Below are 18,375 nucleotides of genomic sequence, written 5' to 3'. Positions count from 1 at the left end.
ACGATGGACGCACCCGCAACCGACTCCATCATCTCGGTCCGCGATCTCGCCATCGGTTTCGGCGATCGGCTCATCATCGACGGCCTCGACCTCGACGTTCAGCCCGGCGAGGTGCTGGGTGTCGTCGGCGGCTCCGGCACCGGCAAGTCCGTGCTCACCCGCTGCATTCTTGGCCTCGTACCGAAGCGGCGCGGCACGATCGAGGCCTTCGGCCAGAACCTCGACGGCCTGTCGCGCGCCGAGCACAAGGCGGTGGAGCGCCGCTGGGGCGTGCTCTTCCAGCATGGCGCGCTGTTCTCCTCGCTGACCGTCAAGCAGAACATCCAGGTGCCGCTGCGCGAGTATCTCAAGCTGTCCGAGCCGCTGATGGACGAGATCGCCCGGCTCAAGATCGCCATGGTCGGCCTGCGACCCGACGCCGGTGACAAATTTCCCTCCGAACTGTCGGGCGGCATGATCAAACGCGCGGCGCTGGCGCGGGCCCTCGCGCTGGACCCCGAGATCGTCTTCCTCGACGAGCCGACATCGGGCCTCGACCCCATCGGCGCCGAGGAATTTGATACGCTCATCAGGACCTTGCGGGACACCTTGGGGTTGACGGTGTATATGGTGACCCACGATCTCGATAGCCTGGCGCGAATCTGCGACCGCATCGCAGCCCTTGCGGAGGGCCGGGTGATTGCCACGGGCACAATGGCGGACATGCTCCGCCATCCCCATCCGTGGCTGCGGAAATATTTCGGTGGCGAGCGCGCCCGCGCCGCCGGGGTCAGGGCCTGAGGACGACCTGCGGACATGGAGACCAAGGCCAACACCACATTGATCGGCCTGTTCACCCTCGGGATCATGGCAGCTTTCGCCTTGTTCCTGTGGTGGTTCCTCCGCGTCAGCGATCGCCAGGATCGCGAGGATTTCCGCATCGTCTTCTCGGGCGCGGTCGGCGGCCTGCGCACCGGCTCGCCGGTCTATTTCAACGGCATCCGCAAGGGTGAGGTTCGGCGCATCGACATCGACCCCAACGACCCCCGCAAGGTCGTCGCCGTCGTCGCGTTGCAGCCCGGCACGCCCATCTCCAGCGCCACCCGCGCCGGCCTCAACGTGGCGCTGCTCTCGGGCATCGCCTCGGTGAACCTCGCCAATGGCCCGGAGCCGGCACGGCCACTGCAGCGCGAGGCCGGCGTGCCGCCGAAGATCGGCCCGGATGTGCCCGGCGGCTCCGACATCATGTCGGGCGCCCAGCAGACCATGAACACCCTCAATGGCCTCGTCGAGCGCCTCGACCGCCTCGTGGCGGAGGGGCAGGGCTCGGTCCAGCGCAGCCTGAACAATGTCGAGCGCTTCACCGCCGCGCTCGGCGACAATTCCGACGGCATCCGCGACTTCCTGGGCCAGGTGGGCGACGCCTCCAGGCAGATCGCCGCGCTGACCCAGCGGCTCGACCGGGTGACGGCCCAGGTCGAATCGATGATGGAGGGTGCCCAGCCCGGCCGCATCACCTCGATCCTGAAGAACATCGATGAGCTGACCGGTGGCCTCAACGCCCAGAGCCAGAACCTCGCCGACCTGTTGCGCGACGCCCGTACGGCGACCAATTCCCTGACCCAGACGCTCGGCACCGTGAACGAGGTTGCCACCACCTTCGACGTGCGCGCCCTCAACCGGACGCTGGCCGGCGCCGACCGCGTCATTCAGTCGCTCGACAGCGAGCGCATCGGCCGGGCCATGGCGAATATCGACCGCTTCACTCAGGCGCTCGGCGACAATTCCGCCAATGTCGATGCGCTCCTGAAGAACGCCACCGAGGTCTCGGGCAAGCTCAACGGCATGGCCGACCGCCTCGACACGCTGCTGAGGAGCTTCTCTGGCGACGGGGGCAACGGCATGTTCGCCGAATTCACCGCGACGGCGCGGTCGATCCGAACGCTGGCCGAACGCCTCGACACCCGCACCGCGCAGCTGTCGACCTCTATCTCCGGCTTCACGGATCGGACGATCCGCGATATTCAATCCCTGTCGGCCGACGGCCGGCGCACGCTGTCGGAACTGGAGCGGACATTGCGGTCCCTGGAGCGCAACCCGCAGCGGTTCATCTTCGGCGGCTCGGGCGTGCCCGAATACAATCGCCGCTAGGGCGGAACTGAGGTTCGGGTTTGCGCAACGGCAGTGGACATCCGGGTCATCGGCGGGCGGGACGCTTCGCGGTCACCGCCCTTGCAGGCCTCGTGCTGCTGGCGGGCTGCTCGTCCTCCAATGTCCCTCGCGCCTTCGACATCACCGCCCCATCGACCTTTCCGGCCCGCGCCGGCGCGGTGCGCGGCCAGCTGATCGTTGTCGAGCCCAAGGCCATTGCCAGCCTCGACACCGAGCGCATTGCCGTGCGCGGGCCTGGTGGCGCCTATTCCTATCTGTCAGACGGGGCCTGGGCCGACCGCCTGCCGAAGCTGCTGCAGGCCCGCCTCATCCAGGCCTTCGAGAATGCCAACCGGCTGCGTTCGGTCGGCCGGCCCGGTGACCGCCTCGCCTCCGACTGGCAGCTGATCGCGGACGTGCGCTCCTTTGAGGTCGTCGCCGGCGGCGCGACGGAGGTCGTGGTCGAACTTTCGGTGAAGCTGGTCAATGACCGCTCCGGCCGCATCCTCGCCGGCCGGGTCTTCACCGGCCGCGCCCCGACCGCCGGCATCGATGCCGGCAATGTCTCCGCTGCCTTCAACACCGCCGTCCAGGGTGTGCTCGGCGAGATCGTCATCTGGGCGACCGGCCAGGTCTGACCCGTCCACGCCGCGCCCTGAGTGCGGCGACCTTTTCCTTCACCAGTCCGGCCCAACGAAAAGGGCGCCTCGCGGCGCCCTCGTCATGTTGGCCTGTCGTGCCGGCGTCAGTCGAACCTTCCGCTCGCATGGGCGAGCAGGGTGAAGACCTTGCCCGTCTCGGAGGTCAGGTAGGAGCGGGCGAGGCTGCCGTCGCGATCGTTGCGGTCGACGTCGCCGAGGAGGCGCTGGAACTCGTCGATGTACCGATCGACCGTGTCACGGAAATCCGTGTCGCGGCGGTAGCGGCGGCGCAGCTCGTCGAAAGTCTGCTGGCCCTGCGTCGTGTAAAGACGGCGCGAGAAGACATTGCGCTCGCCACGGCGCCAGCGGTCCCAGAGCTCCGCAACGGCGTCGTGATTGACCATCCGTGCGATGTCCGAGGACAGCGCGTCGAGATTGTCGAGGGCCGCCGGCGGCGGGTTGCGGCGCGGGGCCGGGCGCAGCGGCTGATCGGAGCCGTCCTCGGTCGAGGCGCGGGCGAGCAGGTCCGACAGCCAGCCACCGGACCGGTCGGCGGCCTTCGGAGCCTCGGCGCGGGCAGGGGCCTCGCGGCGCGGCTCGGCCGGACGGTTCTCCGGCGGGCGTGCCTCGGGAGCGCGCGTCTCAGGAGCACGGGTCTCCGGCAGGCGGGCCCGCGGGGCCTCGCGCACCGGCTCTGGCCGCGGCTCGGGACGGGCGACCTCGGCGACCGTGCCGCGCAGGGCCGGGGCCGGCTCATCGCGGCTGGTGCGGCGGCTCGGGGCAGCCGGTTCGCTCACGTCGAAAGCACGTCCGGACTTGGCGACGATGTCGTTGAGCTCGGCCAGCGCCTTGATCTGGTCGGCGACCACCCGGCGCATGGCCGCGGTGTTCTCCTGCGTCTCCTTCGGGATCTCGACCATGCCGCGGGTGAGCTGGTCGCGGGTCTCGGCGAGTTCGCGCTGGATCTCGTTGCTCATCGCCTTCATGCCGGCGGTGAGCGTCTCAAACCGCTCGGCAGCCTCGCGGAACAGGCCGTGCATCTCCTGCGTCGCCTGCTCGTAAGCCGAGCGCATGGCATGGGTGGTGCGCTCGCGCTCCTTGCCGGTGGCGAGGCGAAGCGCCTCGGCCTGCTCGCCGATGGCCTGGGTCGTCTGGTTGGTCGATTCGACTAGCACCCGGCCGATCTCGCGGGCGCGGCTCTCCGCCGTGCCGAGATTGTCGTCCAGGAGGCCGGTGAAGCTCTTCACCAGATTGTCCATGTCCTCGGTCTTCGAGGCGAGATGCGTCACCAGCGCCTCGATGAGTTCGCGGCGCGCCTCGAAGGAGGCGTCGAGACGCTGCTGCATCTCCTCCACCTGTTCGGCGGCCGCGCCGAGGAGGCGGGCCTGGCCGTCGAAGCGCTCCGAGAGGGTCGACACGTCGCGCAGGACCGTGCCGGCCACCGTGGTGAGCTGGCTGATCTGGCCGTTGAGCATGCGGGTCGAGGTGTCGGCGGCCGTCGAGGCGGTCTCGGCGGAAGCGGTGAACTGGCCGATACGCTCGCCAAGTTCGGCATTGACGGCGGCGAGCGACTGCTCGGTGCGTGTGGCGATCTCGCGCAGAGAGCCGTTGGTCTCGCCGAGGCGCGAGAGCAGCGAGGCGATCTCCGAGCGCAGCTGCTCGTTGGTCGCGGTGAGGGTCACGACGCTCTCGCGGGTGCCCGCATCGATCTCCGAGCGAACGGTCTGCGAGCTTTCGGCCAGCACGCGGGCCGCTTGCTCGCTGGAGTCGGTGATGCCGCGGGTAACGTCAAGGCCGGTCTGCGACAGGACACGGGTGATCTCCGCGCCCTTCTGGCCGATGACCTCGGCGATGGCGCCGCCGCGGTTCTCCAGCGCACGCACCACGATGTCGCCCACACGGCTGACCTCATTGGTGATCTGCATGCCGTTGTCGCCGAGGCGGGTGACGAGGGTGTTGCCGCGATCGTCGAGCAGCGCGGCGAGCTCCGTCGAGCGGGCGCCTAGGACGGCGTTGATCTCGTTGACGCGGGTTGACAGGCCCTGGGTGATGTCGCTGGAGATGACGGACAGGGTCCGCTCCACCTCGTCGGCATTGGCACGCAGGGTCTGCGTCACCGCCTCGACCTTCTCCGTCAGCGTCTCCGCAATGTGCGAGCCGCGGGCATCGAGGGTCTGCGACACGGTCTCCAGGCGGCCGACCACGACCTCCTCGAAGCGCGCGACGCGGGTGTCGAGCGTCTCGGCCACCTCGAGGGCGCGGCCGCCGAGGGTGCGGTTGATCTCGTCCGCCTTCTCCGACAGCGTCGCGGCGATGACGTCGGACTTGGCAGTGAGGGTGTAGGTGACCTCGTCCGCCTTGTCGGTGAGCAGACGGGTGATCTCTCCGGACTTGGCGGCGAGGGAGTATGTCACGTCTGCCGATTTGTCGGAGAGGATGCGGGTGATCTCCTCGGACTTGCTCGCCAGCGTCGAGGCGATCTCGTCGGACTTGGCGGCGAGGTTGCTGGCGATCTCGTCGGACTTGGCCGCGAGGTTGGTGGCTATCTCGTCGGATTTGGAGGTCAGGTTGTAGGTGATCTCCGCCGACTTGTTCTCCAGCGCCTCGGTCACCGCCTTGCCGCCCTCGCCGAGCACCTTGGCGAGTTCGAGCGTGCGATTGGCGAGGGTCTCGTTGAAGGCCTGGGCGCGGGTGTCCAGCGCCTGGTCGATGCGGGCGAGGCGGCCGTCGAGCGATTCCGAGATCTCCGCCGACTGCTGGGCGACCCGCTCGGCGAACTCGCGGCTGTCGGCCGCGATGCGGTCGGCGAGCGCGGTGCCCTTGCCGGCGATGGTCTCGTCCAGAACGGCGATGTGGCCGGTCAGCTTGTGGTCGAGCAGGGCGGCATGGTTCGCAACCTGCTCGGTGAGCGTCGAGGTATGGGTGCCGACGCGGCTCTCGAAATCGGCGGTCAGGCGGCTGACGCTGTCCTCGATGTTGAGGGCGTGGCGGCCGACCGTGTCCTCGATGGTCGCGGCATAATGGGCGACGCGGCCCTCGAAGGACGAGGTGTGACGCACGATCGCGTCCTCGAGCTGGGTCGCATGGGCGCCGACGCGGGTGTCGAAGCCGGAGGTATAGCGGATGAAGGCGTCCTCGAGATGGGCCGCCTGCTCGGCCATGCGCGTGTCGAAGCCGGAGGTGTAGCGGCTGAACGCATCCTCCATCGACGTGGCATAGCCGGCGATGCGGCTCTCGAAGCCGTTGGAGTGGCGGGCGACCGCCTCATCGAGGGCGACGACATTCTGCGAGATGCGGGTCGCGACATGCTCGCCATGGGCGGTCGCGGCCTCGGTGACCTCGCCGGCGACGCGCTGCAGCTCGCGGGTGACGGCATCGCCACGGGCGGCGAGGGTGTCGGTCACATGGTTGCCGATGCTCTCGATGCGCATCGTGAGGTCCGCGCCCTGGGTGGCGAAGGACGACAGGACGCCGGTGCCGGCGAGTTCGATCTCCTCGCGCAGGCTGGCAGTCCGCTCGGAGATGGCCGTGGTGACCGTCTCGCTGGCGCGGTGCAGCGCCAGCTGGACGTCCTGGGCCTTCTCCGTCAGGCTCTCGACCACCTGGATGCCAACGTCGCCGATGGCGTTCTTGGCCTCGGCGGTGCGCTGGGTGATGGCCTCGGCGATGAGCTGGCCGGTGACCGCGAGGCGCTTGTCGAGCTCGTCGCCATGGGTGGTGACGGTCTCGTGCAGCTTGTCGCCGGTATCGGCGATGCGGTCGGCGAGGGCGCCGCCGCGCACCGTGATGGTCTCGGCCACGTAGCTGCCGGTGGTCTCCAGCTTGCCGACGACCTCCGAGCCACGCTCGGTGAGTTCGCCGACGAGACGCTCGCCGGTATCGCGCAGGCGGGTGGTGACCTCGTTGCCGCGCAGCGACAGCTCGGAGACGAAGGCCTCGCCGGTCTCGCGCAGCGTCGTGGTGACTTCGCCGCCGCGGGTGGCGAGTTCGTAGACGAGGGTCTCGGCCGTCGACTTGAGGACGGCGTTGACCTCGCCGCCGCGGGTCGACAGTTCGTAGACAAGGCTCTCGCCGGTGTCCTTCAGGCGGCTGGTGACCTCGTTGCCGCGTAGCGACAGCTCGTCGATCAGCGTCTCGCCGGTCTCGCGCAGGGTCGAGGAGACGTAGCCGCCGCGCTCCGACAGCTCGCTGATCAGCGCCTCGCCGGTCTCGCGCAGGGTGCCGGCGACCTCGCCGCTGCGGGCCGCGAGCTCGCCAATGAGCGTCTCGCCGGTGGAGCGCAGGGTCTGCGACACCTCGCCGGTGCGGGCCGACAGCTCGGCGACCAGGCTCTCGCCGGTGTCCTTCAGCCGCGCCGACACCTCGTCCGAGCGGGACGCGATGGCCTGGGTGATCTCGGCGCTGGTCAGCGCCAGGTGGTTGGTCATGGCCGTGCCGGTCTCGGACAGCTTGGCGGCCATGCTGGTGCCGGTCTCGGCCATCGTGACGGTGACGATGTTGCCGGTGTCGGTCAGCACCGAGGTAACGCGGTCGCCCGTGGTCGAGAGGGCGCGGGTCACCTCGTCGCTGGTCGAGGCGAGGCGGTCGACGATGTCGGCGCCGCGCAGCTGGATCTGGTCGATCATCGTGTCGCCGGCGCGGCCGAGGGCGAGGGTGATGGCCTCCGCCTTCTCGCCAAGCGAGGAGGTCACGCGCATGCCGCTCTCGTCGATACGGCGGCTCAGCTGCTCGCTGGCATCGGCGATCTGGCCAGCGACCTGCTCGTGTACGCCGGTCATGGCGGAACGGACGCGCTCGGCATTGGAGACGATGGCCTCGCGCTGGTTGACGAGCTCCTCGATAAGGGCGCGCACGCGCAATTCGTTGTCGCTATAGGCGCGCTCGAGCGAGGCGACCTCGTTATGGACGAGCGTCTCGAGCTCACCGGCGCGGGCGAGGGCCCGCTCCACGCCATCGCCCATGGCGGCGACCTCGCGGCGGATGGCCTGGCCGACCGAGACGACGGCCTCGCGGGCGACCGTCTCCGGCTCGGCGAGGCGCAGGGCGACCTCGCTCATGCCCTGGGCGACGATGCGCATTTCCTGCGAACGGCGGATCAGTGCGCCCATGACGAAGAAGAAGAGAACAGGCAGCAGCAGGACGGCGGCCAGCGTCAGGGTCTGCGGCGCCATCGGGTCGGGCAGCGTGCCGCCATAGGCACGGAAGGTGATGAACAGGCCACCGCCGAGCCAGAGGGTGGAGAGAAGGGCGGCGATCCACAACGGCGCGGAAGAGGGGCGGCGCGACAGGCGCTCCAGCATCTGCGCGAGGTCGCGGCGGTCATCATTTGCCGGCGGCTGGCTCGGCGAGACGACGCCCTCGCTGCGGCGGCTGTCGGCGAAGAGGTCGTCATCGACCCGCATGGCATCGCCGTTGCGGGGAGCGCCACCGCTGGTCCGGCCCGCCTTGGACGGGTCCTCGTTCGCCAGGTTCAGAGCATCCTGGATGGCCGCGAGAGCCGCTTCGGCCGGATCCTGAGCCTTCTTCGGAGTGTTCGCCATGGTGTCGCCCGCATCCTTACTGACTGCCGACCGTCGATCCACCGGCCTGCGCCACGTCCCAGGTGCCTCTCGGACGCAACCACCACCAGTGGCAGACAACAGTCCGCCGCACCGTGTAATCTACCGGGGGGCCCTAAGGAATGAAACCGTAGGCGCGTGCAGTTTGAGATTCATCGTTAACGGATGAGTAACCATGACTGACCCATCGACCCGCGTGCCGGGACGCCGGCGCCCCGCTGCCGCAGCGTCCACCGCCCTTCAGCCGACCGATGCGCAGCGCCGCTGGCTGCTGCGGGGCGTGGACCAGCCCGGTGGAAAACTGCCGCTCTTCGATCCACAAGGCCGCACGGTGCCGAAGGCGACCATCCGTTCCTGCCTCGATGCGGGCTGGGCGGCGCCCTGGTTTGCCAATCCGACCAAGCCCGACTGGCTCGTCTGCCGCCTCACCGCCGAGGGTTATCGCGCCGTTGGCAAAGAGCCGCCGACCGGCGCCTGAGGCCGCCCGCGCCATTTACGAAAGGTCAACCGCGCCTCGCGAATCCGTGTCTTTCGCCGGTCGTCTTAACCGCTGTTTCGCCGCTCGCCTGCCAAGGTCGGGCCACAGGGAGAGGGGAGGACATACCTCCTCCGGGACAAAACGGCCGCAACCCTGCGGCTGCGGTCAATCAGGGGACACTATGACCATGGCGCGTATCATGTCGGACGACCATCTTGGCGGGGCGATGCCCGTCGATCTCACCCATCTGTCGCGGCAGACCTTCGGCGACCACGACCTCGAGCGCGAGGTTCTCGCCCTCTTCGAGCGTCAGTCGCGCACCATGCTGGAGCGGCTGCGCAATGCCACCAGTGCCAAGACCTGGGCCGAGGCCGCCCACACGCTGAAGGGCTCGGCCCTCGGCATCGGCGCCTTCGGCGTCGCCCAGGCGGCCGAGGCGGTCGAATGCGACCAGGTCGATCATCTCTCCTCGCGGGCCTGGGACGACCTCGCCCGCCTCGAGCAGGCGGTCACCGAGGCCAATGGCTTCATCGCCAACCTCTTGAAGGCCGCCTGAGCGACCGGATCATCGGCGCTGCGGCGATCCGCCATGTGACGGGACCACTGGCGCGCCGCCGGGGCATTCGCTAAGGACTGGCGATCATCGACCGCCGCGCTGCCGTGCGGCGGTTTCGCTTTGTGCGCGCCGGCTGGCATCGGCGCAGCGTGAGGGACGGGACTCCATGCCTGAGATCACTTTCATCGACCACGGCGGCGAGAAGCGCGTGGTGAACGCCGCGACAGGCTCGACTGTCATGGAGGCGGCCATCAAGAGCGGCGTGCCCGGCATCGTCGCCGAATGCGGCGGCGCCTGCGCCTGCGCCACCTGCCACGTCTATGTCGACGAGGCCTGGACCGCCACCACTGGCCAGCCCTCGCACATGGAAGAGGACATGCTGGACTTCGCCTTCGACGTGAAGCCGACCTCGCGCCTGTCCTGCCAGATCAAGGTGACGGATGCCATGAACGGCCTCGTCATCCACACGCCGCCCCGCCAGGGCTGACCCGTCGCGGGCGGCCTGCCGCCGCCCGCCGCATGGCGCGCATGTGCCGCCCGGGCTTGGCTCGGGCGCCGGACCCGCGAGAAGCCGGGGGACGTGAGCGGAGAAGAGCGCCATGACCGCGCCGGGTGCGCCTCCCGAGACCGCCGACCGGCCGCTTCCCGCCATCGCCGCGCAATTCGTCTGCTTCACACTGGTCTCGATCGCCGACGCGATCCTGAAGATCATCGTCACCGAAGCGCCGAGCTGGCAGATCATGGCCATGCGCTCGGCGTCCAGCCTGCTCATCCTTACGCCGATCATCCTGGTCCAGATGGCGCGCGGCCGGGCGACCCTGCGCACCGGCCGTCTCAAGGCCCATATCCTGCGCGCGGCGCTCTCGGCCGTCTCGGTCTTCGCCTATTTCGAGGCACTGCGGGAACTCGACCTGCCGGTCGCCACCGCCATCCTCTTCGTCACGCCCTTCTTCGTGGTGATGCTGTCGGGCCTCGTCCTGCGCGAACATGTCGGCCTCAACCGCTGGATCGCGGTGGCCATCGGCTTTGTCGGTGCCCTCGTCATCATCCGCCCGGGGCCTGAGGGCGTCTCGTTTGCCGCCGTCCTCGCCGTGGTCTCGGCGGCGACCTGGGGCGCCGCCATGGTCGCCATCCGCGCCCTCGGCAAGACCGAGGGGACGCTCTCCATCCTCTTCTACTTCAACCTGTTCATCTGCCTGATCGCGCTCGCCTTCGCCCTGCCGGGCTGGCAGCCCGTGCCGCCGTGGCTCGTCGCGACGATCCTGCTCAACGCCGCCATCCAGCTCGTCGCCCAGTCCTTCATGCTGATGGCCTTCCGTTTCGCCTCCGCCTCGGTCTCCGCGCCGGTGCAGTATACCCAGCTCCTCTGGTCGGTCGCCGCCGGCTGGTTCGTCTTCAACGTCTTCCCCGGTCCCCAGGTCTTCGCCGGGGCCGCCATCATCGTGGCGAGCGGGCTCTATCTGATCTGGTCGGAACGTCGTCCGCGCCGACCGTCGTGAGGCCGTCACCCTTGCCGGCGAGGAGGCGAGGGGGCACATGAGGGCGGACGAGGACATGATGCGACGGCTGATCCTGCTCAGACACACCAAGTCGGACTGGCCGCCTGGCATGGTCGACCATGACCGCCCGCTCGCCACCCGTGGCCGAAGGGCGGCGCCGCTCCTCGGCCGTTGGCTCATCAGCAACGGCTACGTTCCTGACCGCGTCATCGTCTCTACCGCCGAGCGCACCCGCGAGACCTGGGCGCTCGCCAGAGCCGGCCAGACCCAGCTGCCGCCCGGCGAACCCGAACCGCGCATCTACGAAGCGCCGCCCTGGCAATTGCTGAACGTCATCCGCGAAACCGGGGACGACGTCGCCACTCTGCTTCTCGTCGGCCACAACACCGGCATCGAGGACCTCGCAGCCGGCCTCATCGCCGCCGGTCCCGAGGACCAGCGGCGGCGCCTGTCGCGCAAGTACCCGACCGGCGGCCTCGCGATCATCGACTGCGCGGCGCATTCCTGGCGCGATGTCGGAGCGGGCTCCGGCACGCTGGTCGCCTTCATCGTCCCCCGCGACCTCGATCCAGAGGCCGAGTGATGGTCTGGACCGGCTGGGTGAACGAGACGCGGCTCGCCGCCAGGTCCATCGCGGCCTATGCGACCGACTGGGCTAGCCCGACGCTCCGCCTCGGCGTCACCGGCCTGTCGCGCTCTGGCAAGACCGTCTTCATCACCGCGCTCGTCCATGGCCTTCTCACAGCCTCGCGGTGGCCGGTCTTTGAGGCGCAGGCGCAGGGCCGCATCGCCCGTGTCCGCCTGGAGTCGCAGGCCGACGACGGCATTCCGCGCTTTCCTTACGAGGAGCATCTGGCGACGCTCACCGCCCGCCGGGACTGGCCGGAGGGGACGAAACGCATCAGCGAGATCCGCCTCGCCATCGACTTCGCATCCAATGCCGGCCTGATGCGCGGCAGCAGCAAGACGCTCACGCTCGACATCGTCGACTATCCCGGCGAGTGGCTGCTCGACCTACCGCTGCTCGGCCAGACCTATGCGGACTGGTCGCGTCTCTCCATCGAAGCCGCCCGCCGGGCGCCGCGTGCCACGCTCGCCGCCGAATGGCTCGCGGCCACCGCCGAGTCCGAGCCTTTCGGCCGGGGTGGGGAGGCTGAGGCCCTGCGCCTCGCCGACAAGTTCACCCGCTATCTCAAGTCCTGCCGCGACGAGCGCGTCTCGCTCTCGACCCTGCCGCCTGGCCGTTTTCTGCTGCCGGGTGAGATGGAAGGCTCGCCTGCGCTGACCTTCGCGCCCCTCGACCTTTCGGGGCGAGTCCCCCCCGCCGATAGCCTCGCCGCGCTGATGGAGCGGCGCTTCGAGAGCTACAAGCGGCTGGTGGTGATGCCCTTCTACACCCGCCATTTCGCCACGCTCGACCGCCAAATCGTGCTGGTCGACGCGCTTGCCGCCCTCAATGCCGGTCCCGCGGCGCTGGCCGATCTCGAAGTGGCGCTTGCCGACGTCCTGACCGCCTTCCGGCCGGGCGCCAACTCGATCCTCTCGTCCATGCTGGGACGCCGGATCGACCGCATCCTCTTCGCCGCCACCAAGGCCGACCATCTCCACCAGACCAGCCATGACCGTCTGGAGGCGCTGTTGAGGCGGCTCACCGACCGCGCCATCCGCCGCGCCAGCTTCGCCGGCGCCGGGGTGGAGGCCGTGGCGCTCGCGGCGCTCCGCGCGACGCGGGAGACGACCGTCACGCGCCGCGGCGAGAGCCTGCCCTGTATTGTCGGTACGCCGCTGCCCGGCGAGCGGGCGGGTGCCGAGACCTTTACCGGCACCGAGGAGGTCGCCGTCTTCCCCGGCGCGCTGCCGGCCGACCCGACCATCCTCTTCGACGGCCCCGACGCCTTCCGCGGCGAGGACTACCGCTTCGTCCGCTTCCTGCCGCCGAAGGCCGATCCCACCCAGGCCCTGCCGCATATCCGGCTCGACCGCGCGGTGGAATTCCTCATCGGAGACCGCCTGGCATGACCCGCGGATCCCAGCCGAAACCCGAGGTGTTCCGCCTCGACGCCGAGGCGGTCGAGATCGCGCCGCCCAGCGACGCGCCGGTGCCATCGCGCACCGTGCCCGAGCCTGCGGAGGCCTTGGCTGCACCGCCGCCGCAGCCGGCGAGCTGGTGGGCCCGGCTGTTCTGGACCGGCCTCGGCGGCCTCGTCACGCTCGCTTTCGGCCTCGCCGTCTCGGCGCTGATCGACGACCTGTTCACACGTGCCGCCTGGCTCGGTTGGGTCGGCGTCGCGGCGCTGGCGCTGTTCCTTGTCGGCGGCCTGGCGCTCGCCATTCGCGAGCTGGTGGCACTGCGCAGCCTTGCCCGCCTCGACGACCTGCGCGATCGGGCCGCCGCCGCTCTGCTCGCCAGGGAGGACCGCGCTGCGGGCAAGGTCGCCGATGATCTCCTCGCCGCCATGGCCGGCAATGCCCGGACCGCGCGCGGCCGGGCGACCGTCGCCGCCGCTTTCTCCGATGGCATCGTCGACGGGCTCCAGCGCCTTCGCATCGTCGAGCGGGAGCTGCTGGAGCCTTTGGACCGCGAGGCGACGCGGCTCGTCGCCGAGGCCGCCCGCCGTGTCTCGGTCGTGACGGCGGTGAGCCCGCGCGCTGCCATCGACCTCGCCATGGTCTTCGCTACCGCCGTGCGCCTCATCCGCCGCATTGCCGAGCTCTATGGCGGCCGGCCCGGCACGCTCGGCATGTGGAAGCTGCTTCGCCATGTCCTTGGCCATATGGCGGTGACTGGCGGCATGGCGGCCGGCGACACGATCCTCGACCAGCTGGTGGGGCAGGGGCTCGCCGCCAAGCTCTCCGCCAAGCTCGGCGAGGGCGTGCTGAACGGGCTTCTGACCGCTAGGCTCGGCATCACCGCGATCGCGGTCACCCGGCCGCTGCCCTATATCGGCGCGCCGAAGCCGGATCTCCGCGACCTCGTCGGCGATGCAGTGATCTGGCGTGGCGAGGCCAAGCAGCCGCCGCGGGCTTGACCGGCGTCAAGGCGGTGGGCTCCGGCCGGTGCTTCCATTCTCCCATCCAAGGGAGACCCGCCATGTTCCACACCATCCTTTGCCCCGTCGACCCCGCCGAGCTCGGCCTCGAGAGCAAGGCTCTCTCCGTCGCCAGGCAGCTCGCTGCCGAGAGCGGCGCCTCGATCACGCTGCTCGCGGTCGTCCCGGACATGCCGGTGATGGCCGCAGAATACCTGCCGGCCGATTTCCACGCCAAGCAGATGTCGGAGGCCGAGCAGACGCTGAAGGACCTCGCGGTGAAGTCCGGCCTGCCGCAAAACCTGGTGCGGACGCGGGTCCGGCTCGGCCGGCCCTATCACGAGATCCTCGAGGAGGCGGAGGCCTCCCATGCCGATCTCATCGTCATGGCCTCGCACCGTCCGCGGCTCGCCACCTATCTGCTCGGCTCCAACGCCGCGCATGTCGTGCGTCACGCCCAGTGCTCGGTGATGGCGCTCAGGCCCGAGGCGGCTTGACGGACGGCAGGAGGTCGGCCGGCAGCGCGAGCGGATCGAAGCGGCCCGGACGGTTCTTCCTTAGCCACAGCGACATCTGCCAGATGGTGTAGCCGCCGATGAAGGCGACCAGGGTGAGCATGCCCCAGTTGGTCGGCTTCAGCGCCGCTAACGCGAGATAGGCGAGCGACACGGCGAGGCCTGCCGTGATCGCCGCCACAGCGAGATAGCGCCAGGCCGGTTCGCCGGCGATGAACTGCGCCTTGGGCGAGGCCTTGGCGATGGCCGGGCAGAGCCGCCGCACGAAGGCGGCGTAGGGCGCGTCATGCGCCTCGACGTCGACCATGCCGCGCCAGGAGATGTTGGAGAACCAGATGCGCTTGCCGAGCCGCTGGCGCAGCTCGATCCGGTAGCGGCTGGTGTAGAGATTGGCCGGGCGGAAGACGAGCCTGACGCTCTCGATCTGGTGCAGCGGCAAGCTGCCCGATACGCGCCCGTCGGACCAGGCGATCTCGCGGTCCTGCAGCGTGAAGACGATCTCCGGCCCGATCAGCTTCGGCTTGTGGCGGAAGATCGGACGATCCTCATGGTCGCGCCAGAGGCCGTCATCGGCAGCGGGGGGCATGTCGTTCGCAAGGCGGGCGGCATCTGTCATGGGCGCGTCTCTACACGTGACGCGGCCGGCGCGGAAGCCGGGGCGCGTCCCTGCGTAACCTTACCGCACGACGACGAGCCCCGCAGGGCCGTCCTGCACGTGCCAGAGGGGGCTCGCCCCTTGCCTGCGGGGGGACGCGAAGCCATGATCCGCCGCGTGTTTTCGCCTTCGCGTCGGGAGTGCTCCATGAAGGCCATCATTGTCGGCGGCGGTGTCGGGGGACTGACCACCGCGCTCATGCTCACCGCGCGCGGCATCGACTGCGAGGTCTATGAGCAGGCCTCCGAGATCCGCGAACTCGGCGTCGGCATCAACACGCTGCCCCACGCCATCAAGGAACTGGCCGGGCTCGGCCTGTTGCCGCGGCTCGACGACGTTGCCATCCGCACCCACGAACTCATCTACACCAACCGCTTCGGCCAGGAGATCTGGCGCGAGCCGCGTGGGCTGGAGGCCGGTTTCGACGTGCCGCAATTCTCCATCCACCGCGGCCGCCTGCAGACGGTCATCTACCAGGCCGTGCGCGCGCGCCTCGGCGAGAGCCGTATCTTCACCGGCCACCGTCTCGGCGCCTTCAAACAGGACGAGAGCGGCGTCACCGCCTGGTTCTTCGACCGCGAGGGCCGCCATGTCCGCACCGCCACCGGCGATGTGCTGATCGGCGCCGATGGCATCCATTCCCTTGTCCGACGCTCGCTTTTCCCCACCGAAGGCCCGCCCGCCTGGAACGGCATCATGCTGTGGCGCGGGGCGGTGGACTGGCCGGATTTCCTCACCGGCCGTTCCATGGTGATTGCCGGCGGCATGAGCGCCAAGCTGGTGATCTATCCGATCGCCGAAGGTCTCGCCCCCGGGCGCAAGCTCACCAACTGGGCCATCGCCGCCAAGATCGGCGAGAACAACGCCACGCCGCCGCGCCGCGAGGACTGGTCGCGCCCCGGCCGGTTCGAAGACATCATGCCCTACCTCAAGCGCTTCACGCTTCCCTACGTGGACGCGCAGCGGATGATCGAGGCGACGCCGGAATTCTGGGAATATCCGATGTGCGACCGCGATCCGCTGCCGCGCTGGAGCCACGGCCGCGTGACCCTGCTGGGGGACGCCGCCCATCCCATGTATCCGGTCGGTTCCAACGGCGCCTCGCAGGCGATCCTCGACGCGCGCTGCCTCGCCGACCTCCTTGTCTCGGCCGAGCATCCGGCCCAGGCGCTCTGGGCCTATGAGCAGGAGCGCCTGCCGATGACCGCGCAGATCGTGCGGATGAACCGCAAGGGCGGCCCGGAGGGCGTCATCGACGCTGTCGAGGAGCGCGCGCCGGATGGGTTCAGCGACATCGACACCGTGCTCTCCTTCGAGGAGCGCAAGGCCATCGTCCGTGGCTATGCCTCGACGGCGGGCTTCTCGCAGGACAAGGTCAACCGCAGGGCAGCCTGACGGGGAGGGCGGAATGGCGGCGCAGCTCAAGGGCTTCAGCGCCGTTTTCACCGTCCGCGACGTGGCGGCGAGCCTTGCCTTCTACCGCGACCGGCTCGGTTTCCGGCTCGAGTTCGGCATGGGCGAGCCGCCGACCTATGCCATCATTGAGCGCGAGACCGTCTCCCTGCACCTGATGCCGGCCAGCCAATCGCCGGATGGCCTCGGCACCTCGTCGATCTATGTCTATGTGGACGATGTCGACGGGCTCCATGCCGGGCTCGTCGCGATGGCGTGTCCCATCAGTTTCGGCCCCGAGGACCTGTCCTATGGCATGCGCGAAATCGCCGTCCGCGATCCTGACGGCAATCGCATCACCTTCGGCGCGCCGCTGCCAAAGGCCGGCTGATCGTCCGGTGCGGTGGCGGCCGTGAGCGCCACACGGATGCGCGAGGCGGCCTTGCTCCTCATGGGCTGCGGCCTCTGCCTCGGATCTACCTTCCCGCTGCAGAAGCTCGCGGCCGCGGCCGGCGTGCCGCCGGCCTCATGGGTCTTCGCCTCGACGTTGGGGGCGAGCCTGCTGCTGACCCTCGGCGCCGTCCTCAAGGGCAGGCCGCCTTCCGGCGCGCACCGGCTTTACTACCTCATCGCCGCGCTGGTCTCCTTCGTGCTGCCGAACCTCATCGTCTTCATCGTTATTCCGAAGATCGGCGCAGGCCTCACCGCCGTGATGTTCGCGCTCTCGCCGATCCTGACGCTGACCGTGGCCTCGCTGGTGGCGCGCCGTCTGCCGGCTGCCCTCGGCGTCGTCGGCATCCTCGTGGGCCTTGCCGGGGTCCTCGTCATCATCGCCTTCCGGGGCGATGCCAGCAGTGCGGAGGCCCCTCTCGGCTGGGTGCTGCTCGGGCTGATGATCCCGGTTTGCCTCGCCTCCGGCAACGTCTACCGCTCCCACAACTGGCCGGCCGGTGCGGATTCGCTGTCGCTCGCCTCGGCCATCAACCTCGTCGCGGCGGGGCTGCTCTTCAGTGCGGTCTTCGCGTCGGGGGAGGGAATGACGGGCCTTGCGGCGGTGGCGTCGGTGCCCCTGCTCATCGCCGCCCAGGTGGTGGCGACGGGGGCGAATCTCGCCATGTTCTTTCGCCTGCAGCAGGTCGGCGGGCCAGTCTACCTCAGCCAGATAGTCGATGCGGTTCCGGCACGTTCCGCCACCCTCCGCCACGCTCTCCATTGATCGCGTAATTCCAGCGTTCTCCTGTCGGTGACGCTCGCTCTCTCTCCGCGTCCCTCGGCTGGCATCCAGCCACGAATATGGTATCTCCGATGGTAGGAGGTGCCCGATACCATGACGGACCAGACGAAACCCGCGCTGCGTACCATCAAGAGGAAGAGAGACGGCCTCACCGACGCCGCCCTGCGCGCGCTCCGGCCCGAGGGCGACAAGCCCCGCAAGGTGGCCGACAAGGACGGCCTCTACGTCCTCGTCACAAAGGCCGGCGGCCGACTGTGGCGCTGGACGGCCCGGATCAACGGGAAGCAGGACGACATCAGCTACGGCGCATATCCCGATCTTTCGCTCGCGGCGGCGCGTGAGAAGCATCAGGAGGCCCGGCGCCTCGTCGCCCAGGGCATCCACCCGCGCCGCCATTGGGAGGAGGAGCGCAAGCGTAAGGAGGCCGAGCAGGCAGCGCGAGACGCCTCCACCTTCAAGGTGCTCGCCGAGGGCATCATCGCGAAAAAGAAAATCCGCGCCTCGACCCGCGAGCAATGGCATTACCACCTTGCCCGGCTCGACCCGCTGTAGATAGGCGTGGAATAAGGACCCCGTTTTCGGGGTGATCGGCGTCCAAACGGGACCCCCGCGATGTTGGGTCCACAGTGCCTCCGGGTTGATCGGAGGCGAGTTTGGGATGCTGGTTGTGGAGACGATTGCGAAGATC

Annotated in this window: 17 protein-coding genes; 15 read left to right on the top strand and 2 right to left on the bottom strand. The window is 69.3% G+C overall.

Features of this window, described 5'->3' with window-relative positions; all coding sequences use genetic code 11:
• Nucleotides 1–3 precede the first annotated feature (3 nt).
• The 3 genes from O9344_RS09735 to O9344_RS09725 are packed head-to-tail and all read left to right on the top strand — an operon-like array spanning nucleotide 4 to nucleotide 2,768.
• Entirely contained in the window at nucleotides 4–780 is a 777-nt protein-coding gene (locus tag O9344_RS09735) for an ABC transporter ATP-binding protein (protein ID WP_298475873.1), read from the top strand.
• Between the two features lie 15 nt (nucleotides 781–795).
• The gene (locus O9344_RS09730; RefSeq protein ID WP_298475870.1) at nucleotides 796–2,130 is read left to right on the top strand and encodes an MlaD family protein; all 1,335 of its coding nucleotides are present in this window, start codon (nucleotides 796–798) and stop codon (nucleotides 2,128–2,130) included.
• A 20-nt stretch (nucleotides 2,131–2,150) separates the two neighbouring features.
• The gene (locus O9344_RS09725; RefSeq protein WP_298475867.1) at nucleotides 2,151–2,768 is read left to right on the top strand and encodes an ABC-type transport auxiliary lipoprotein family protein; all 618 of its coding nucleotides are present in this window, start codon (nucleotides 2,151–2,153) and stop codon (nucleotides 2,766–2,768) included.
• 107 nt (nucleotides 2,769–2,875) lie between these two features.
• Here the strand turns inward: O9344_RS09725 and O9344_RS09720 are convergent, their stop codons facing one another.
• The gene (locus O9344_RS09720) at nucleotides 2,876–8,311 is read right to left on the bottom strand and encodes a hypothetical protein (protein ID WP_298475864.1); all 5,436 of its coding nucleotides are present in this window, start codon (nucleotides 8,309–8,311) and stop codon (nucleotides 2,876–2,878) included.
• A gap of 193 nt (nucleotides 8,312–8,504) precedes the next feature.
• On the opposite strand from O9344_RS09720, the gene O9344_RS09715 reads away from it, so the two are divergent.
• From O9344_RS09715 to O9344_RS09680, 8 genes are all read left to right on the top strand, one after another.
• The gene (locus O9344_RS09715) at nucleotides 8,505–8,807 is read left to right on the top strand and encodes a hypothetical protein (RefSeq protein ID WP_298475860.1); all 303 of its coding nucleotides are present in this window, start codon (nucleotides 8,505–8,507) and stop codon (nucleotides 8,805–8,807) included.
• Nucleotides 8,808–8,994: 187 nt separating this feature from the next.
• Nucleotides 8,995–9,363 (top strand): Hpt domain-containing protein, encoded by a 369-nt coding sequence (locus tag O9344_RS09710; RefSeq protein WP_298475857.1) that lies wholly within the window; start codon nucleotides 8,995–8,997, stop codon nucleotides 9,361–9,363.
• Nucleotides 9,364–9,529: 166 nt separating this feature from the next.
• Nucleotides 9,530–9,850, top strand: a complete 321-nt coding sequence (locus O9344_RS09705) for a 2Fe-2S iron-sulfur cluster-binding protein (protein ID WP_298475854.1) — start codon at nucleotides 9,530–9,532, stop codon at nucleotides 9,848–9,850.
• 112 nt (nucleotides 9,851–9,962) lie between these two features.
• Nucleotides 9,963–10,862 (top strand): DMT family transporter, encoded by a 900-nt coding sequence (locus tag O9344_RS09700; RefSeq protein ID WP_298475851.1) that lies wholly within the window; start codon nucleotides 9,963–9,965, stop codon nucleotides 10,860–10,862.
• A gap of 55 nt (nucleotides 10,863–10,917) precedes the next feature.
• Entirely contained in the window at nucleotides 10,918–11,445 is a 528-nt protein-coding gene (locus O9344_RS09695) for a histidine phosphatase family protein (protein ID WP_363321931.1), read from the top strand.
• The gene (locus O9344_RS09690; protein ID WP_298475848.1) at nucleotides 11,445–12,881 is read left to right on the top strand and encodes a YcjX family protein; all 1,437 of its coding nucleotides are present in this window, start codon (nucleotides 11,445–11,447) and stop codon (nucleotides 12,879–12,881) included. The genes O9344_RS09695 and O9344_RS09690 overlap by 1 nt, the downstream gene beginning before the upstream one ends.
• Nucleotides 12,878–13,891 (top strand): TIGR01620 family protein, encoded by a 1,014-nt coding sequence (locus O9344_RS09685; protein WP_298475845.1) that lies wholly within the window; start codon nucleotides 12,878–12,880, stop codon nucleotides 13,889–13,891. Before O9344_RS09690 ends, O9344_RS09685 begins: the two co-directional genes overlap by 4 nt.
• Nucleotides 13,892–13,953: 62 nt before the next feature.
• Nucleotides 13,954–14,388 carry a universal stress protein gene (locus O9344_RS09680; protein WP_298475843.1) on the top strand — a complete coding sequence of 145 codons (435 nt, stop codon included), beginning with the start codon at nucleotides 13,954–13,956 and terminating at the stop codon, nucleotides 14,386–14,388.
• Here the strand turns inward: O9344_RS09680 and O9344_RS09675 are convergent.
• On the bottom strand, nucleotides 14,369–15,022 hold the full coding sequence (locus tag O9344_RS09675; protein WP_298475840.1) for a hypothetical protein: 654 nt from the start codon (nucleotides 15,020–15,022) through the stop codon (nucleotides 14,369–14,371). The two genes, O9344_RS09680 and O9344_RS09675, sit on opposite strands and share 20 nt — an antisense overlap.
• Before the next feature lie 186 nt (nucleotides 15,023–15,208).
• Between O9344_RS09675 and O9344_RS09670 the strand changes: the two genes are divergently transcribed.
• The 4 genes from O9344_RS09670 to O9344_RS09655 all read left to right on the top strand — a co-directional run bounded on the left by O9344_RS09670 (nucleotide 15,209) and on the right by O9344_RS09655 (nucleotide 18,239).
• Nucleotides 15,209–16,456: a flavin-dependent oxidoreductase gene (locus O9344_RS09670; RefSeq protein WP_298475837.1), complete on the top strand. Its 1,248-nt coding sequence runs from the start codon at nucleotides 15,209–15,211 to the stop codon at nucleotides 16,454–16,456.
• Nucleotides 16,457–16,469: 13 nt separating this feature from the next.
• Nucleotides 16,470–16,844: a VOC family protein gene (locus tag O9344_RS09665; RefSeq protein ID WP_298475834.1), complete on the top strand. Its 375-nt coding sequence runs from the start codon at nucleotides 16,470–16,472 to the stop codon at nucleotides 16,842–16,844.
• Between the two features lie 21 nt (nucleotides 16,845–16,865).
• Nucleotides 16,866–17,669: an EamA family transporter gene (locus tag O9344_RS09660; protein ID WP_298475831.1), complete on the top strand. Its 804-nt coding sequence runs from the start codon at nucleotides 16,866–16,868 to the stop codon at nucleotides 17,667–17,669.
• 111 nt (nucleotides 17,670–17,780) lie between these two features.
• Nucleotides 17,781–18,239: an Arm DNA-binding domain-containing protein gene (locus O9344_RS09655; RefSeq protein WP_298475829.1), complete on the top strand. Its 459-nt coding sequence runs from the start codon at nucleotides 17,781–17,783 to the stop codon at nucleotides 18,237–18,239.
• Nucleotides 18,240–18,375 lie beyond the last annotated feature (136 nt).

It is taken from the genome of Phreatobacter sp., assembly GCF_027532945.1.
In the GTDB taxonomy this organism is placed as follows: Bacteria; Pseudomonadota; Alphaproteobacteria; order Rhizobiales; family Phreatobacteraceae; genus Phreatobacter.
This window is presented reverse-complemented; position numbering and strand designations above follow the sequence as displayed.

Coding starts and splice junctions, on each gene's coding strand:
- O9344_RS09680 (WP_298475843.1), top strand. CDS start 13,954: ATGTTCCACACCATCCTTTGCCCCGTCGACCCCGCCGAGCTCGGCCTC.
- O9344_RS09700 (WP_298475851.1), top strand. CDS start 9,963: ATGACCGCGCCGGGTGCGCCTCCCGAGACCGCCGACCGGCCGCTTCCC.
- O9344_RS09710 (WP_298475857.1), top strand. CDS start 8,995: ATGGCGCGTATCATGTCGGACGACCATCTTGGCGGGGCGATGCCCGTC.
- O9344_RS09705 (WP_298475854.1), top strand. CDS start 9,530: ATGCCTGAGATCACTTTCATCGACCACGGCGGCGAGAAGCGCGTGGTG.
- O9344_RS09695 (WP_363321931.1), top strand. CDS start 10,918: ATGATGCGACGGCTGATCCTGCTCAGACACACCAAGTCGGACTGGCCG.
- O9344_RS09675 (WP_298475840.1), bottom strand. CDS start 15,022: ATGACAGATGCCGCCCGCCTTGCGAACGACATGCCCCCCGCTGCCGAT.
- O9344_RS09655 (WP_298475829.1), top strand. CDS start 17,781: ATGACGGACCAGACGAAACCCGCGCTGCGTACCATCAAGAGGAAGAGA.
- O9344_RS09735 (WP_298475873.1), top strand. CDS start 4: ATGGACGCACCCGCAACCGACTCCATCATCTCGGTCCGCGATCTCGCC.
- O9344_RS09715 (WP_298475860.1), top strand. CDS start 8,505: ATGACTGACCCATCGACCCGCGTGCCGGGACGCCGGCGCCCCGCTGCC.
- O9344_RS09665 (WP_298475834.1), top strand. CDS start 16,470: ATGGCGGCGCAGCTCAAGGGCTTCAGCGCCGTTTTCACCGTCCGCGAC.
- O9344_RS09670 (WP_298475837.1), top strand. CDS start 15,209: ATGAAGGCCATCATTGTCGGCGGCGGTGTCGGGGGACTGACCACCGCG.
- O9344_RS09730 (WP_298475870.1), top strand. CDS start 796: ATGGAGACCAAGGCCAACACCACATTGATCGGCCTGTTCACCCTCGGG.
- O9344_RS09690 (WP_298475848.1), top strand. CDS start 11,445: ATGGTCTGGACCGGCTGGGTGAACGAGACGCGGCTCGCCGCCAGGTCC.
- O9344_RS09685 (WP_298475845.1), top strand. CDS start 12,878: ATGACCCGCGGATCCCAGCCGAAACCCGAGGTGTTCCGCCTCGACGCC.
- O9344_RS09720 (WP_298475864.1), bottom strand. CDS start 8,311: ATGGCGAACACTCCGAAGAAGGCTCAGGATCCGGCCGAAGCGGCTCTC.